We start from the raw sequence: 17223 nt of genomic DNA, 5'->3' as shown, positions 1-17223 counted from the left end.
TCTCTATCCTAAATCCGGCTTGGAATCGGCGCCGTGACAGGAAGCACGTCACCATTCCTTTTGCGTCGTTCAAAAGTCAGCTTTCTTCACGGAAGCGACCTTTTCTCTCCACAATGCAATTACAGCAGCCTGTGCTTCAAAGGGGCACACGCTGCTGTTTCGCTGCCGGCTTTCGGATAAAGGTATAACACACTAGACTTTGCCAGCAAAGTCGTGTGCCAAAAGGGACGCTGTCCCCTTTGGAATCCTCTCAAACGAAACCGTAGGTTTCTTTAATTAATCAAACTTTCTTCAGTGGAATCCAGATATAGCTTATATAGTCATCCGGATTCTCCGTAGCAGGACCATACACTTCAAGGTTGTACTTTCCTGCAAGCTCATATCCCTGCAGAGCAGGAAGCCATTCAGACCAAATCTTGGTATTCACACTCTGCAGACTGTCCGGCAACGCTCCTTTACAGATGAACTGAGCCCATAGGCTTCCGGGGATCTGGTAAGTATCACAGTCTTCCGGAATGTCTTCCCACGGCTTATACAGATCTGCGATCCAATAGTCAAAGTCATTGTCACCCATGTCAACGCATACGCCAAAGGTTCCCATGATAGGACACTTCTCTCCCTGTCCCATGTACTCAGCCCAAAACTTCGGAATCTCCTGATAACTAGTATCCGAATTGAAGCGTCTCTTGGTGCCGACAATAGTAAAAGGAGCTTTTTCAACAATACGATAATCTAACATTGTTCCACCCTCCATCGTGATTTTGATATGCAGTGGAGCGAATGATCTGAGCGGTGCGCCTGCCTCCCGCGCCTGTGATGGTGTGATTCCATGGAACTTCTGGAAAGCCTTTGTAAAACTATCCGGTGATTCATAGCCATATTTAACCGCAACATCAATTACCTTCACATCTTCACGGCTTAATTCCTGAGCTGCCAACGTCATCCGGCGCGCACGGATATATTCACCGACAGTCATACCACACAGAGCTCCGAAAATGCGCTGGTAATAGAACGGAGACAGAGCTGCCTTAGCTGCGATATCCGCAGTGTCCAATTCCTCTGTCAGATTCTGTTCTATGAAATCAATAGATTCCTGAAATCCTTCAATCCAGCCTTGCATCTTGCTCACTCCCTTCGCTCACTGTACTGTCAGTATATCAGCCGCACGGATTAAGGCCCGACATTCTGTGCTCTCTTCGTCAGGGCAGTTTCCTTTCCGCGACCAATTTTGTCCACCCATTCACATCAGCTTCAGAGAGAACATCAAAACCATTCTTCTTCCAGAAATGCGTGGACTGCGGGTTCCCTTTATCTATCGCAAGCCGAACCGATGTTTTTCCTGTGCTTAGTAAGTAATCTATAGCCTCATCAATAATAGCAGTTCCTATCTGCTTCCCCTGATACTGCGGATTCATCATAAAAAAGCCAATATACGCAATCTCCGCTTTAGGGTACCCATCTATCAGATCCATAATAGCTACCAGTTCCCGGCCATCAAAAAAACCAAAATAGTATTTATCTTGCATATCTATTCCCGGCGGAGTTGCCTTCATATCATCAAGAATATTCTCCTTGGTTGGGCGTGCTTCGGTATACTCATAAAAAACTGTATTCTGCTTGCAAATCTCAACAAGCATCTCTATATCCGCTTCTTCCAAAATGCGGACCGAATACCTCTTGCTAAGCTTAGAAATATCGATCATAGTGTGTATAATTCTCCCATAAAATACTGTTCCTGAAAACTGATGGCCTCCAGAATATCCTCTGTCTGAATCGTTTCTCCGCTTAAGCTAACGATCCACTTATCTTCGTTATCATTCAGGCGATGAAATACGCCGCCCGCCTCGGGTCTAAAAAATAGTCATCAAAATGACCATAATGATAATTGCCGTTTTCATCCATAGGATCATCATAATACAATGTCATCTCATACAGATATTTCTGATTAATGTTCCAAAGCAAGTCTCGATCCTTAGCCTGAACGGTCTGTAACTCTATCATTTTTCTATCCTCAGCATCTTTTGCTCGAAAATATGGACTTCTTCTCCTAAGACATATTGTTCCGGCAACATATCACGGTTTAATCATCTGAAACGCCTTAAATGCCTCGATAATTGCTTCCTCCTTTTCCTCAGGCGTTTCTGGCGACCGGCTTTCCTCACCCTTCGGCAGGTTATAATTCTGCCGCTCTATAATCCCGCATTTCCGCTTGGTCTTTGCGATATTCAAATGACTAACATGAAATCCGTACTTTTCCTGCACCCAATCCTGAATCTCGTGGTAAGTAGCCTTGCTTTCCGCTGCCGTCACATCCATCTCATCCATATCGACCTTCACACTGATATGATTCTTTGCCTCAGAAAGTTTGGACAAAAGACATACCGTCTCCACATGGACAGTAGAGGCAAAACGATCCACCGCATTTATTTCTCACGAACCATGTCAGAATTAGTTTTAAAGAAAAATGACCTTGAAACTTTCTCTCTTGATAAGTATCCGTTATTGACCAGAACTCCGAGTATCTTCTCTTTCAGATGAGTAGAATTGCTGATACCGAGATAATCAGCAATCTCAACAGATTTTCTGGCTTTGCCATAACAGAATGACAGGATTTGTTCATCAAATCTCGAGCCGCCCGGCACGGGAGGGAATTCCAATACCGGAAGAAGATTGTTGCTTATTCCTTCTGAAAAAGACAGATCCGGCAGTACCAGTGTAAAATGATCCGTCGCGGAATAAATATATGGTCTATGTGCACTGTCTGCATCTCGGTATTCTTCATTGATCTTATCAAATCCGGTTCCCGCTGCTTCCATAACCTCACATTGAACAAGAATACCGCAGATCAATTCATTACGCCGTTTTGAAATAATCTTTGACAGATCATAGGTTTTCGAAAGCGGTTCTCCATGATAGAAACTTCCCGGGGACGAAATCTCCAATCGGTCACGAAAGATATCGACCTGAATCTGCGTTCCATCCAGAAAATAATCCCTGTGGGCAACTGCATTGATAATACCTTCAAATAGTGCTCTTTTCGGATACGCATCAATTTCGATATGCGATTCTGCTTTTTTGATGATTGTATGATTCATCCGCTGCATCACAAAAGAATACATATAATCAATCGTTTGTGTGATATTCCCGCTGAAACGGTTGACTGAAACAATCCGCTCGCTTCCTTTTGTAAATCCGGAAAAAACAGAGCATTGGACATCTGTTTTATGTTCTGAATAGTGATCGCCGAACAGAACAGCTCCATTCGCAAGAATCCCTTCTCCATTGAAAAAACCGAGTGAGGCGAGAGCTTTATCTGTTAAGATTTTCCCTTCCGTATGCTGTTTGTGGAATTCTCTGAGATTCTGATAATTCTGCGGATCATATATTTTGTCTGACAGTATGGTATCAAATGATGCAGATTGACTATGAATACTCATATTGATTATTTCTTCATATGTTGCTCCGCCGGTAAAGCCCTCGCGCCTCATAAAGATGGAAGGAATACCGTCAAACTTAACAGTCACTGGTTTTATTAATGAACTCTCCACCTTGACCTGCAGAACAAATCGTTCCTGTTCTCTTATCTGATACCGGATAAAACTAATCTTATATGGCGGTCTTGGAGATATATGCTCATTAACCTGATTGTTAAAATAGTTTCTCTCAGAATCGGCAGCATTCCGATCGAAACCAATCAATTTATTCGTCTTGTCTTCCACTCCGATAAAGATTGTTCCGCCGTCAGCATTTGCAAAGCCTGCAAATGTTTTAAGCCATCCGATCACATTATTTCGATCAAGTTTGCTCTTGCATTCAAGCTCACAGTTTTCTATCAGTGCATTGCTCACTATTTCTTCAAGGAACATATAATCACCTGCTTCTTTTTCTTCGATTATACTTCTTGATTACTTCTTAATCAACTTCTTGTTATCTTCTTTTTAAACCAGAAGTCATTCGAAGCAATTCTATTTGCTGAAGGTATGAACTTCCAGATTCGCACATACTCCGCTCAATATTCTATTGTCTATAAGTCCTCAAGTTTTGTGCCTACAGTGACGAGTACTATTGCTATAGACACCCGAACGTACTTTTTCGAAGCGTTTTCCACGCTTCGACCAGTCGGTCACACCGAAGGTGAAATGCTCGTAAAAGTGCTTAAAATAAAGGATTTCTACGAGTTCAACTTTTGTAGCAACACTATAGTCTCCACATGCATGGTTCTCGGAAAGTTATCGACCGGGCGCACGCGCGTTAACTCATAGCCGTTGGCGCGGAGATACTTCACGTCCCGCGCGAGGGTCGCGGAGTTGCAGCTCACATAGACAATGCGTGCAGGGGAAAGTTCAACCATGGTGCGGAGGGCAGTCTCGTCGCAGCCTTTACGCGGCGGATCCACGGTAATCACATCAATCCGGGTGTCCGGATTTGCCTTCTGCCAAGCAGGCAGCACATCCTCGGCGGCTCCGGTAAAGAATTCCGCGTTTGCAATGCCGTTTCGCTTGGCATTTTCTTTTGCGTCCCGAATCGCCGCTGGCACAATTTCCACGCCGTAGACCTTCTTTGCCTGCCGCGCCAAAAAGAGGGAGATGGTCCCGATGCCGCAGTATAAATCCCAGACGGTCTCGTTCCCGCTAAGCGCCGCGAATTCGAGCGCCGCACCGTACATAGCCTCGGTCTGAACGGGATTCACCTGATAGAAGGAGTGCGGGGAGATGCGGAAGCGGATGTCTCCTATGCTGTCCTCGATATACCCCTTGCCAAAAAGCGTTTTCACCGTGTCGCCGAGGATCACATTGTCCCGGCGGGTGTTGGTATTGAGAACCAGAGTCTCAAGTTTAGCATCCTTGCTGTCCGCCGCCTGAAGCTCCTTTAGCAGCGCCTCCCAATGCGGCAGTTCCTTGCCGTTTACGATGAGACAGAGCATATAGCCCTTGGTCGTACGGCTCTTCCGTATCAGGGCGCGGCGAATGAGCCCCCTGCCGCTCTCTTCGTCGTAGGGGGCAAGCCCGAAGCGCTCCATAAAGGCAAGTATCACTTCCAGAATGCGCGCGTTTTCCGCGGCGCCGATATCGCAGTCAAGCCAGGGAATCACGCGGTGACTCCGGGCAGCATAAAAGCCGGCAACGGGTCTTCCGTCCTCGCCGGCTGCAAACGGCACCTGGGCCTTATTTCGGTAGCGGGACGGCTCATCCATCCCGACAATCGCCTCCGTGACGGCATCCAGCCGTTCCGCCAGGACTTCACCGATGCGGAGGAGGTCCTCCCGCACCTTGTTCGCCTTTAAGCGAAGCTCGGCCTCGTAGGAGAGCGCCTGCAGTTGGCAGCCGCCGCAGCGCTGCTCGACCGCACAGCGCGGCGTGACGCGCTCCGGCGAAGGTTTTAAAAGTGTTTTCACGCGCGCAAAGCCGTAGTTCTTTTTGAGCTTCATCGCAAGGCAGCGCGCCGTGTCCCCGGGAAGGGCGCCCTTCACAAACCAGACAAAGCCGTCCAACTTCCCGATGCCGAGCCCCTCATCGGAGAGCCCCGTAATTTCCAGTTCAAACTCATCATTCTTACGCATGCGGTCTTCTCTTTCTCTCTTCAAAGCGCATCCTTCCGCGCTTATACGCCGCTCTCGGAGGTCTTTCTCAGGTTGCTGTCCAGAAAACGGTTAAACCCGAGCCAGCCGTTATTTGCTCCGGCGGCATTCAGGAGTTCCATAAAGGTCTCCATCTTTGCGTCGGTATTGTCCGCGAGGTTTAAGGCCATGGCTTCAATCAGTGCGGGCTTCTTCGGAGAGCCGAATTCCAGTTCACCGTGGTGCGCGACAATGCAGTGCCGAAGTTCGGCCGCACGCTTCTCCGGGAAGTTCGGAATCTTTGCGATTGCCGCCGCAAGCATCTCACAGCCGATTACAATGTGACCGAGCAGCTGTCCCTCGTCGGTGTAGGCGTTCTCCGGGAAGGCCGAGAGCTCACGGGTCTTGCCGATGTCGTGACAGAGCGCCGCGGTAATCAGGAGGTCCCGGTTCAGAATGGGATAATTTTTACAGTAGTAGTCGCAGAGTCTCGCAACACTCAAGGTGTGCTCCATGAGGCCGCCGATAAAACCGTGGTGCACGGACTTGGCCGCCGAGCTCAGGCGAAAGCGCTTTACAAAGGCAGCATCGTCCACGAAAAAAGCGCGGAGCAGAGTCTGCAGGTAGCTGTCCTGCACCGACTGAATTTGTGCCAGGAGTTCCGCATACATCTCGTTGTTGTCCCGATTAGAGACCGGCATGTAGTCGCCCGGGTTATACTCTCCCTCATTGGCGCGGCGAATGCGGCTCACCTTGAGCTGCAGCTTGTTGTTGTAAAGAATCACATCCGCGTCGATTGCGACATAGTCGAGTTCCTCGAAGTCGCCGATACCGGGATTGCCGGGCTCCCAGATCTTTGCGTCCACCACGCCTGTCTTATCGCGGAGCTGCAGACTCTCATACTCCTTTCCGCTCTTCGTGAGATAGGTCGCCTTTTGCTGGCAGAGATAAACCTCCGAAATATGGGTGTTCTCCCGGAGTGCATCGATATATTTCATAGTGTGTCCTTTCTGGTTTGCCTTTATCTGCCCGCAAGCGTCGCGGTGACCGAGATGGTCTCATACTTCTCTCTGCCGTTTCGCATCAGGGTGAGGCGCACGCTCTCCCCTTTCGCACTCTTTTCCAGCGCAGCTTCGAGGTCGCGCATGGTCTCGATTTTGCTGTCGCCGAGCGAAATCAGAATATCCCCCGGCTGTACGCCCGCCGCATAGGCCGGTGCGTTCTGTTCGACGCGGGAGATGTAGACGCCCGCCGGCATGCCCTGATCCCGCTGCGCACTTCCCACCTGTTTGCCGTAAATGCCGAGCAGCGCTGTCTCCTTCCCGTTCATCATCCGCTCGATCGCAGGCTTAAAATCGGAGAGTCCCATGACGGTCGCCGTGTTGTTATCCCCCGACTCCGAAAAGAGTCCGGTGACCCAGCCGACCAGCTCGCCGTCCGCATTTAAGACCCAGCTGCCGGACTGCGCGTCCGCACTGACATCCGGGAAATAGATGGTCGCATAGCCATCCACAACACTCACGCTGGTCTGCACATTCGAGAGTATCCCGTACTTCACGGAATGTATCATCCCAAGCGGTGAACCCACGAAAAAGAGAAGCTCCCCCCGCTTTAGCCGATAGGAGTTTCCGAAGGGTACCAGCGGAAACTTTCCCCAGCTATCCCGATTTTCTTCGGTGAGCGGAACCGAGAGCACCGCAAGGCCATACGCATGATCCCGCATCTTGACACTCGCCGTGGCCTTATCACCGCGGGCTATGGTCACAGTCACGCTGTCCGTGCCCTCAACGGCCGCACTCGTCGTGAGAAACAGGAGCTCGTTTTCCGTCTTTGCAACCGCGAGCCCCGAATAGTTTTCCGAACTCTCGAGCGCATTGTTAAACCAGTCCCGCGCCGCCTGCTCGTGGGTCACGGAGACCACCGCAGCATCGGCGCTGTCGGCCTGTTTCCGGAGCGTTCCCGCCATCTGGCGGATATCGCTGAGCGTATAGTCCCGGTTCTCTATGACCTGTTCGACCTGTTCCCGGATGTTCTGATTCTCGGCCTCCCCGTTCGCTTCTTCGCTGTTCGACTCGGCCTCCGAGGGAGAACTCAGCTGCTCGCGCGATTCTCCCTCGCTCCGGCTCTCATCCCGCTCGATTTGAACGCTGTTTTTTTCCGTATTTTGCCGCCACTTTTTTGCGAGTATCGGGCAGGTGACGCAGGTGACGGCCGCAGCGCCGAGCGCAAAGCCCGCCCCGGCAAGCACCGCTTTTCCGGCGAGTGCCATCAGCTTTTTTCTCTTTTGCTTTTTCTCGGCGATATGCTGTGTGATAAACTCATCTTCCCGCATAATGCTCCCTCCGCCGTCCTGTCTGTCTATAATGCCTTAGTATAGCATAAAAGCACTGCTTCCGAAACGCGCGGCGCGCTTTGTGTTATACTATAGGCGTATTTTTGCAATTTGAATTTGATATAAGCTCCGCCGCTCCGGCGGAAGAAACGGATGATGATCAGGCATGAATCAAAAAACCTTGCACACTCTGGAATTTGATAAAATTTTGTCGCTACTCGAAGAAAAAGCCGTGAGTGCGCCCGGGAAGGCGCTCTGTCGCGCCCTCGAGCCCATGACGGAGCTCGGCGCCATCGAGACCGCGCAGGCGGAGACCGAGGCTGCGCTCTCCCGCATCCGCATGAAGGGCGAATTGCGCCTCGCGGGTCTCCGCGATGTGAGCGCCTCAGTGAAGCGTCTCGATGTCGGCGGAACTCTCGGCACTTCCGAGCTCTACGCCATCGGCACACTGCTCGACTTAAGCGAGAGAGCCCGGAATTACGGCGCGCACGAAGAGGCGGAGCCGGATCCCGACGCACTCGAAGCCGCTTTCACGGCGCTCTCTCTCCTGCCCCGCGAGAACCGCGAATTAAAGCGCTGCATCCTCTCGGAGGAACTGGTCGCCGACACGGCGAGCGCCGAGCTTTCGCGCATCCGGCGGCAGATGAAAACGGCCGACGAGCGCATGCACAGCGCTTTGCAGGAGGAAATCAACCGCCACAAGAGCTATCTCATGGACACCATCGTGACCATGCGTAACGGGAGCTACTGTCTTGCCGTGAAAAGCGAGTACAAGTCGAAACTTCCGGGCGTGGTGCACGACCAGAGTTCCACCGGCTCCACAATCTTCATTGAGCCCATGGTCGCGGTGCGCTTAAACAACGAGTACCGCGAACTCACGCTCGCGGAGCAGCAGGAAATCTCAAAAATACTTGCGTCTCTCAGCGCCCTGCTCGCCCCGTTTACGGCGGAGCTGCTCGCAAATCAGAAGCTACTGGCAACGCTTGACTTTGTCTTTGCAAAAGCGCGGCTCGCCTCTTCGATGCAGGCCTCGAAGCCGCTCTTTAACACCGAGCGCATTGTGGAAATCAAAGACGGACGCCATCCCCTGATTCCGAAGGAAAAGGTGGTTCCGATCAGCATACGGATCGGCGACGACTTCACGCTCCTCATTATCACGGGACCGAACACCGGCGGCAAGACGGTCTCTCTGAAAACCATGGGTCTCTTTACACTGATGGGGCAGGCCGGTCTCCACATTCCGGCGTTTCAGGGGAGCCGCCTCGCGGTGTTCCGCGATGTGTTCGCGGACATCGGCGACGAGCAGAGCATAGAGCAGTCGCTCTCGACTTTCTCGGGGCACATGAAGAATGTGGTCGAAATTCTCGCGGCGGCAGACAGCGATTCGCTCTGCCTCTTCGACGAGCTCGGCGCCGGCACGGATCCGACCGAGGGAGCGGCACTCGCGATTGCGATTCTTTCGTTCTTACAGAATATCGGCGCGCGGACGGTCGCAACCACGCACTACAGCGAGTTGAAAGTTTATGCGCTCTCTGCGAAGGGCGTTGAAAATGCGAGCTGTGAATTCGATGTTGCGACCCTCCGACCGACCTACCGACTCTTAATCGGTATTCCGGGCAAGAGTAACGCCTTTGCGATTTCCAAAAAGCTCGGACTCCCGGACTACATCATTGAAGAGGCCAAGACGCACATCGAGCAAAACGATGCGGCCTTTGAGGATCTCTTATCTCGCCTCGAAGCGGATCGCCGCACGATTGAGGCCGAGCGGAAAGAAATCCTCGCGTACCGCGCGGAAATCGAAGAACTAAAAATGCGACATGAGAAGGCGGATCAAAACCTCGACGAGCGCAAGGAGCGCATCTTAGAAAAGGCGCGCGCCGAGGCCGAGCGCATCCTCGCCGAGGCAAAGGAGAGCGCCGATCAGAGCATACGGCGCATCAACCGCCTGAGCGCGGACTCCGGTCTGCTCCGCGAGCTCGAGAAAGAGAGAAGCGGTCTCCGCGACAAGTTAAAGTCGGTCGAAAAGACCGCACCGAAAAGGAAGGCCGTGAAGGCGGCAAAGCCCGCGGTGCTTCACATCGGCGACTCGGTTCGCGTACTCAGCATGGATCACGAGGCCATTGTCTCTACCCTGCCGGATAAAAATAATCGCCTCTTTGTCCGCATGGGCGTGCTTCGCACGCAGGTTTCCGCAGACGATGTGGTCCTCATTGAGGAGGAGGCAGCTGTGTCGAAGGGCGCGAAACAAAGCCGCAGCGGCGGCGCGCCGAGTTTCGGCAAGGCCTCCCACATCTCCCCCGAAATCAATCTCATCGGAAAGACGGTGGACGAGGCGCTCGGGGAGCTCGACAAATACTTGGACGATGCCCTGCTCGCACACCTGAATTCCGTCCGCGTGATTCACGGGCGCGGCACCGGCGCGCTGAAAAAAGGTCTGCTCGCCTGGCTCAAAAAGCAGCCCTATGTCAAGAAATTCGAAGATGCCCACTTTGACGACGGCGGAGAGGCCGTGACCGTGGTCACCTTCCGCTGACCCGCAGAAAGGAGTCTCTTTGGCAGGAAAACAGAAAATACTGATTGTCGACGACGACGAAAATATCGCGGAGCTCATCTCCCTCTACCTGGAAAAAGAGTGCTTCGAGACGCACATTGCGCCGGACGGCGCGGCGGCACTCTCGCTCTTTCACACACTCTCCCCGGATCTCGTGCTCCTGGACCTCATGCTGCCGCATGTGGACGGCTACCAGGTGTGCCGCGAGATTCGAAAGGGCTCCCAGACCCCTGTCATCATGCTCTCCGCCAAGGGCGAGGTCTTTGACAAGGTGCTCGGGCTTGAGCTCGGCGCTGACGACTATATCATAAAGCCCTTCGAGCCAAAGGAACTCGTGGCGCGGGTCCGCGCCGTGCTGCGCCGCTACCGGCCGCAGGAAGCTGCCCCGCCCACGCGCACCGACACGGATGCGGTGTGCTGCGAGGATTTAGAAATCAGCCTCACAAACTATGCTGTCCGCTATGAGGGGCACCCGGTCGAAATGCCACCGAAAGAGCTCGAGCTCCTCTACTTTCTCGCCTCCCACCCGAATCAGGTTTTTACGCGCGAGCAGCTCCTAGACCACATCTGGGGCTATGAGTATGCGGGCGATACGCGCACGGTCGATGTGCACATCAAGCGCCTCCGCGAGAAACTGAAAGATAAGCCGAGCTGGTCCATCGCCACGGTCTGGGGTGTCGGCTATAAATTCGACCTCCGCGCATGATGAAACTCATACGCCGCTCCCTCTACTTAAAATTTCTGCTCGGTTATCTGCTCTTTGGTGTCGCGGGCTTTTTTGCAGTCTCGACGCTCTCCGCGCGTCTCACGGAGAATTATCTGATCAAGAGCCGCGCGCGCACGCTCTACGACGAGGCGAATCTGATTGCCGCCGCCTACTCGGGTGTCTACGACGGCAAGGCGCTGCCGCTCCAGAGCGCCTACCCGCAGCTCGAAGCTGTCTCCACCTTTCTGCGGGCGGAAATCTGGATTATGGACAAGAACGGCGCGATTGTCATTGACTCCGCGCACAGCTGGGACGGCCGCACCATACCGGATTTTGATCCGACCGCAACCGGCAATCACTCCTATACAGTCGGCTCCTACTTCGGCTCCTTCCCGGAGACCGTCCTCAGTGTCTCCGCGCCGATTACGGGCAATTACCGGACCTACGGCTATGTCGTGATTCATCTCCGGATGAATTATGTCCGGGAAGATGCGATGCAGATTCTGAATCTGGTCTATATCAGCTACGGCATTGTCTTTCTGCTGTCTCTCACCCTCCTCTTTATTTTCCACTTTGCGGTGTACCGGCCACTCGCCGCAATCACCGAGGGCGCCCGCCAGTTTGCCGACGGCAACCTGACCCACCGGATTCCGGTGCACGCCGAGGATGAGATGGGGTATCTTGCGACAACCATGAACGGGATGGCGGAAAAGCTCGCGCGGCTCGAAGAAGATGAGCGGCGCTTTATCGCCAATGTATCCCACGATTTCCGCTCGCCGCTGACTTCGATCAAAGGCTTCTCCGAGGCCATTCTGGACGGCACCATCCCGCCCGAACAGCGGGAAAAGTACATGCGGCGCGTCATTGCCGAGAGCGAGCGCCTCTCGAAACTCACGGAAAACATGTTGCGTCTCAATACTCTGAATCCCGGGCAAACGCTGCACAGAAGCGTCTTTGAGCTGAATGCGCTGATTCGCGCCACGGCCGAGAGCTTTGAACCCCAGTGCAAGGCAAAGCATATCCGCATCTCCCTCTTCTTCGTCGAAGAACAGAGCTTTGTCTATGCCGATGCCCTGCGCATCCAGCAGGTCCTCTACAATCTCACCGACAACGCAATCAAGTTTTCGCCGGAGAACAGCGAGATTGAGATTGCCTGCACGGAGCACCGAAACCGGATGGAGATCTCGGTCAGCGATAGCGGCATCGGTATTCCGGACGAGGATTTGTCCCGCATCTTTGACCGCTTCTTTAAGGGCGACCGCTCCCGCGGACAGGACAAGATGGGCGCGGGACTCGGCCTTGCGATTGCACGGGAAGTCATGCTCGCGCACGGTGAGAGTCTGGAAGCGATGCAACGCACAGAGGGCGGCAGCCGTTTTATCTTCACGCTTCCGAAAGCTGACGAAAAAAACCTGCGCCACTGACAGGGAATCGTCATTCTGTCGTAAGGAATTCGTAAGCTTGCTGTGCTATACTCGCTGTATAGAAGTTTTTAGAATTCGGAGGTATTTTATGATGAAACGACTGAAACGGGCAACTGCCCTGTTCCTCTGCCTCGCGATGACGCTCTCACAGGGTGCTGTGAGCTTCGCGCGGACGGAAGATGACGACCCGCAGGACTATTCGGTCAGCGATGTCTCCTTTGATGTCTCGAACGACCGCGTCTATGTCAACTGGTCGGTCGGCGACAGCCGCACAAGCTACACGGTGCAGCTCTACAGCTCCTCGGATTTAAAGCCGAAGCACAAGATTGGCACGGCTGTCACGGCAGGCTATACATCGGAAAAGGCCGACATCACCGACAAAGTCTTAAAGCGCGGCGCCGGCACCTACTACGCGCAGGTTACGGCGAAGAAAAGGGCCAAGGGCCAGGGACGCCCAGCTTCCGCAATGGGCGCCGAGACCATCACATCCGAGGACATTATGATGATCAAGCAGAACCGCGGCAATGCGGATGAGACCAAGACTTCCGCTGCCGCGAGCACTGCCGCCAACCAGAGCACGACCGCGCAAAATGCTGCCGCACAGACCCAGGCGGCCAATACACAGAATACCGGCGCACAGAACACGGCTGCCGCAACCGGCCGCTGGGTGTCGCTCGAGAACGGCGGCTGGAGCTATATGCTGAACAACGGTCAGAAGGCGACCGGCTGGTTCCAAGTCGGCGATAAGTGGTACTATTCGGGCAGCGACGGCTCCATGTGGGCAAATGCCTGGATTAAGAGCGCGACCGAAGAGGGTGTCTACTACTACGTGGGCTATGACGGCGCCATGCTTGTCAGCACAATGACGCCGGACGGCTACCGCGTCGACTACAACGGCAAGTGGACTCCGAAATACTGAGTTGAATTGATACCATCCGGAAAATAGCACCGCAGGTTTCGCGGTGCTATTTTTTGTGAAAAGGTTACACCAAAGGCCGTTAAATTTTTGTGATAATCTTCTTACAGGAAAGTAAGAGAACTGTAAGTGAAATCCACTATTCTTTCTCAGTGAAATCGTTTAGGATAGAGACAACAAAAAAATTACCAAGCAGGAAATCCTGCGGAACGGAGGAAACAGAAATGATGCAGAAGAATCTGTTAAAGAAAGTTGCTCCCATTGTTCTGAGCGCTGCTATGCTGCTCGGCATGACAAGCGTCGCCTTTGCAAAGTCCTCAAAGGGCGTTGTACAGAATGTCACGATTGATCTCGACTACGACCTCTCTCCGGGCATGACGGCAAGCCAGATCGATGCCGAGAGTGACAGTGCGGGCGTGGACAGCGTCAAGGTCACTTCGGTCACGAACACCGACTTCGGCAAGAAGCCGAAGGTCACACTGAAGCTGAAGCCCGACAGCGACTTCACCTTCAAGGGCACGCCGAAGGGCAATGTCAAGCTCAATGACAAGGGCGGCAAGGGCGCCGAAGTCAGCAAGATTGTCACGAGCGCCAGTGCAATGACCGTCACGCTCACCCTGCCGAAGACCGGGTCCACGGATAAGGACGCACTCGAAGTCGGCGATGTCTCCTGGGGTGACGATGACAGCCCGGTGGTCTCTTGGGATCAGGCAGACTACGCAAAGCAGTACGAGGTGAAACTCTACCGGAACAATACCATCCGCGAGTCGGTCACGACGAACAGCACGAGCTACGACTTCCGCAGCCAGATTCGCGAGGGCGGCAAGGGCGATTACACCGTCAAGGTCCGCGCGGTTGTCGGCAACGGCAACAGCTCGAAGGGCAACTGGACCGAGTCGGATGAGTTCAGCGTCGATGACGATATCCTCGCGGCACTCGGCGGCAAGACGAACAACGGCGGCTCCAACAACGGCGGTCAGACCGGCCCGAACGGATCGAATTCCGGCAACAAGGGCGCATGGCTGAAGGACAATGTCGGTTGGTGGTACTGCAACGCAGACCGCTCCTATACGACTGACAACTGGCAGCAGATTGACGGCAACTGGTACTACTTCAACAAGTCCGGCTACATGCAGACCGGCTGGCTGAAGAGCCGTTTCACCGGCAAGTGGTACTGGCTCAGCACCGAGAACGGCAGCAACCTCGGCAAGATGCTGACCAACCAGTGGGTTGACAACAACCGCTACTTCGTTGACAACAGCGGTGTCTGGACCCAGAGCAGATAATCAAACGGCAGAACGCCTGTCGCACAGAATGTGCGGCAGGCGTTTTTTGCGTTATAGGACAAAAAGAATCGGTAAAAAGTACTGCGGCCTTGCATGAAATACGAGTTATAGGACAAAAAGAGTTGGTAGAAAACCCCGCAACTGTCCTTCTTGTTTGTCAAAAAAACAGCCCCTGCATCGCAGGGGCTGTTTCCCTTAGTTTGCGTGGCGCTCCACAAAGCGCTGAATGCGCCCCATAGCCTCACGGAGCTGCTCGAGCGAGTACGCGTACGAGATGCGGACAAAGCCCTCCCCGCTCTGTCCGAACGCCGTGCCCGGCACGACCGCGACCTTTTCCTCGGTCAGCAGCTTCGTGCAGAACTCCTCGGAGGACATGCCGAATTTCGAGATGTTCGGGAAAATATAAAAGGCGCCCTCCGGCTCAAAGCAGGGAATATTCATCTCCTCGAGCCGCTTTAAGAGATAGCGGCGGCGCTGGTTATAGGCCTCGCGCATCCGCGCGATCTCGGCGTCGCAGTCGCGGAGCGCCGCGACCGCCGCATACTGGCTTGTGGTCGGCGCGCACATAATCGCGTACTGGTGCACCTTGATCATCTGGCGGAGTATCGGCTCCGGCCCGCAGGCATAGCCGAGACGCCAGCCGGTCATCGCATAGGCCTTCGAGAAGCCGTTGATCAGAACGGTTCTCTCCCGCATACCCGGAATCTGAATGATCGAGGCCGGTGCCTCGCCGTTATAGGTGAGCTCGGTGTAAATTTCGTCCGAGACCACATAGAGGTCATGGCGGATTGCGACTTCCGCAATCGCCGCAAGCTCCTCTCTTGTCATAATCGAGCCGGTCGGGTTATTCGGAAACGGCAGCACCAAAAACTTGGTGCGCGGGGTGATGGCCTTCTCGAGATCCTCCGGCATCAGCTTGAAGCGATCCTTCTCCTTGAGTTCCACAATGACCGGCACACCGTCCGCGAGACGCACACAGGGCTCGTAGGAGACGTAACTCGGCTGCGGGATAATGACTTCGTCGCCGGGATCCAGCATGGCGCGGCAAGCGAGATCTATGCCCTCCGAGCCGCCGACCGTCACCGTAATCTCGCTGAGCGGCTCATAGGAAACGCCGAAGCGACGCTGAATGTAGCGCGCAATCTCCTCGCGGAGCTCATTGAGACCCGCATTGCTTGTGTAGAAGGTACGGCCGCGCTCCAGCGAATAAATACCCTCCTCCCGGATGGGCCAGGGCGTGTCAAAGTCCGGCTCGCCGACGCCGAGGGAAATGGCCCCCTCCATGGTGCGCACAATGTCGAAAAACTTCCGGATGCCGGAGGGTTGCAGGGCAACTGTCTTCTTCGCTAAAATTTCGTTGATATCTCTCATGCCATGAACAACTGCCTTTCGTCTTCTTTCTTCACTTCCATCTCCGTGCCGTGATCCTTGTACTTCTTCAACACGAAGTGCGTCGAAGTACCTGTCACCGACTCGAGCGGTGCCAGACGCTCGGAGACAAAGAGCGCGACTTCCCGCATGGTCTTCCCCTCGAGGAGCACCATGAAATCGAAGGCGCCGCTCATCAGATAGACGGAATCCACTTCGTTGTACTGGTAAATGCGCTCCGCAATGCGGTCGTAGCCCATGCCGCGCTGCGGGGTCACATTGACCTCAATCAGCGCTTCCACGCGTTCATTGCTCGTGTTCTCCCAGTTAATCAGGGTGTGATAGCCGCGGATCACATTCTCTTTCTCCATGTCCGCAATCTCGTTCGCAACCGCTACTTCGCTTTCGCCGAGCAGCATTGCGAGTTCATGGATGTCGATACGCGCGTTCTTCTCGAGAACCGCGAGGATTTTTTCACGCATCTTTCGTCCTTTCTGTCTCAAACACTTCCGCTTCCAATGTGATGCCCTTTTCCGGGCGGTTGATGTATTCGCGCTCGGTCTTATCGACCACGCACTTATCAAGTCCCGGCATCAGGCGGCCGATGCAGGCTGCCGGAATCCCTGTCCCGCGAAGCGCCTGCACCAAGCTGTCGCTTTGCGCGGTCAAAAACAAGACGCCCGCCGTGTCCATGCGGTAGGGATTTTTGCCGAGCGCCTCCGCGAGCGCTATGGTCTCCTGGCGAATCGGCACCGCGCGGAGCCGGATTTCGACGCCAGACCTCCGCGCAAGCGCGGTGAGATAGACTGCCGCGAGAAGCCCCCCTCTGCCGTAGGGCAGGCAGAGCGTCTCCGCATCCGTCTCCCGCCCCAGCCGCAAGGCGGTTTCCCTGGCGTCTTCCTCGGCTTTCAGTCGCTCCAAAGACATCGCAAGGTCTCGAACATATATTTTGTTTTTCGACCCGCACTCTTCTAAATATCTCGCAGTCTCAAGGTTTCCCGCCGAACAGGCTGCGACGAGTTCCGGATAGTTCTGCCTCAATGCAGGAACGCGCTGAGGCCGGCTGCGGCCATGCCGAGCACC

16 protein-coding genes are annotated in these 17223 nt (G+C 54.0%); 5 read left to right on the top strand and 11 right to left on the bottom strand.

Annotated elements, in window-relative coordinates; genetic code table 11:
* Positions 1-280 precede the first annotated feature (280 nt).
* The 8 genes from ACO4XG_RS07435 to ACO4XG_RS07400 all read right to left on the bottom strand — a co-directional run bounded on the left by ACO4XG_RS07435 (position 281) and on the right by ACO4XG_RS07400 (position 7889).
* Positions 281-1120, bottom strand: a complete 840-nt coding sequence (locus ACO4XG_RS07435; protein WP_308509354.1) for an AraC family transcriptional regulator — start codon at positions 1118-1120, stop codon at positions 281-283.
* A 79-nt stretch (positions 1121-1199) separates the two neighbouring features.
* Positions 1200-1703, bottom strand: coding sequence for a GNAT family N-acetyltransferase (locus tag ACO4XG_RS07430; protein WP_308509355.1), 504 nt, complete (start codon positions 1701-1703; stop codon positions 1200-1202).
* Between the two features lie 115 nt (positions 1704-1818).
* The gene (locus tag ACO4XG_RS07425) at positions 1819-2001 is read right to left on the bottom strand and encodes a hypothetical protein (protein ID WP_308509356.1); all 183 of its coding nucleotides are present in this window, start codon (positions 1999-2001) and stop codon (positions 1819-1821) included.
* 72 nt (positions 2002-2073) lie between these two features.
* Positions 2074-2373: a 23S rRNA methyltransferase gene (locus ACO4XG_RS07420; RefSeq protein ID WP_308509357.1), complete on the bottom strand. Its 300-nt coding sequence runs from the start codon at positions 2371-2373 to the stop codon at positions 2074-2076.
* A 50-nt stretch (positions 2374-2423) separates the two neighbouring features.
* Complete coding sequence (locus ACO4XG_RS07415; protein ID WP_308509358.1) at positions 2424-3866, bottom strand: ATP-binding protein; 1443 nt, start codon at positions 3864-3866, stop codon at positions 2424-2426.
* Positions 3867-4171: 305 nt separating this feature from the next.
* The gene (gene rlmD / locus ACO4XG_RS07410) at positions 4172-5560 is read right to left on the bottom strand and encodes a 23S rRNA (uracil(1939)-C(5))-methyltransferase RlmD (protein ID WP_308509359.1); all 1389 of its coding nucleotides are present in this window, start codon (positions 5558-5560) and stop codon (positions 4172-4174) included.
* Positions 5561-5601: 41 nt separating this feature from the next.
* On the bottom strand, positions 5602-6555 hold the full coding sequence (locus tag ACO4XG_RS07405; RefSeq protein WP_308509360.1) for a 3'-5' exoribonuclease YhaM family protein: 954 nt from the start codon (positions 6553-6555) through the stop codon (positions 5602-5604).
* Between the two features lie 23 nt (positions 6556-6578).
* Positions 6579-7889, bottom strand: a complete 1311-nt coding sequence (locus tag ACO4XG_RS07400; protein WP_308509361.1) for a S1C family serine protease — start codon at positions 7887-7889, stop codon at positions 6579-6581.
* 166 nt (positions 7890-8055) lie between these two features.
* On the opposite strand from ACO4XG_RS07400, the gene ACO4XG_RS07395 reads away from it, so the two are divergent.
* The 5 genes from ACO4XG_RS07395 (at position 8056) to ACO4XG_RS07375 (ending at position 14772) form a co-directional block, all read left to right on the top strand.
* Positions 8056-10422, top strand: coding sequence for an endonuclease MutS2 (locus ACO4XG_RS07395; protein WP_308509362.1), 2367 nt, complete (start codon positions 8056-8058; stop codon positions 10420-10422).
* A gap of 19 nt (positions 10423-10441) precedes the next feature.
* Positions 10442-11146: a response regulator gene (locus ACO4XG_RS07390; RefSeq protein WP_308509363.1), complete on the top strand. Its 705-nt coding sequence runs from the start codon at positions 10442-10444 to the stop codon at positions 11144-11146.
* A complete protein-coding gene (locus ACO4XG_RS07385) occupies positions 11143-12570 on the top strand; it encodes an ATP-binding protein (protein WP_308509364.1) in 1428 nt (475 codons plus the stop codon). Before ACO4XG_RS07390 ends, ACO4XG_RS07385 begins: the two co-directional genes overlap by 4 nt.
* A gap of 88 nt (positions 12571-12658) precedes the next feature.
* Positions 12659-13489: a hypothetical protein gene (locus ACO4XG_RS07380; RefSeq protein ID WP_308509365.1), complete on the top strand. Its 831-nt coding sequence runs from the start codon at positions 12659-12661 to the stop codon at positions 13487-13489.
* A gap of 224 nt (positions 13490-13713) precedes the next feature.
* Positions 13714-14772 carry a cell wall-binding protein gene (locus ACO4XG_RS07375; protein ID WP_485129676.1) on the top strand — a complete coding sequence of 353 codons (1059 nt, stop codon included), beginning with the start codon at positions 13714-13716 and terminating at the stop codon, positions 14770-14772.
* A 195-nt stretch (positions 14773-14967) separates the two neighbouring features.
* On the opposite strand, the gene ACO4XG_RS07370 is transcribed toward ACO4XG_RS07375, so the two are convergent.
* Genes ACO4XG_RS07370 through ACO4XG_RS07360 form a run of 3 tightly spaced genes read right to left on the bottom strand, consistent with a single transcriptional unit; the run spans position 14968 to position 17067 of the window.
* Entirely contained in the window at positions 14968-16143 is a 1176-nt protein-coding gene (locus ACO4XG_RS07370) for a pyridoxal phosphate-dependent aminotransferase (RefSeq protein WP_330670180.1), read from the bottom strand.
* Entirely contained in the window at positions 16140-16622 is a 483-nt protein-coding gene (locus ACO4XG_RS07365; protein WP_308509367.1) for an Lrp/AsnC family transcriptional regulator, read from the bottom strand. Before ACO4XG_RS07365 ends, ACO4XG_RS07370 begins: the two co-directional genes overlap by 4 nt.
* A complete protein-coding gene (locus ACO4XG_RS07360; RefSeq protein WP_308509368.1) occupies positions 16615-17067 on the bottom strand; it encodes an AIR synthase-related protein in 453 nt (150 codons plus the stop codon). The genes ACO4XG_RS07365 and ACO4XG_RS07360 overlap by 8 nt, the downstream gene beginning before the upstream one ends.
* Positions 17068-17223 lie beyond the last annotated feature (156 nt).

This window comes from Stomatobaculum sp., assembly GCF_057248925.1.
This window is presented reverse-complemented; position numbering and strand designations above follow the sequence as displayed.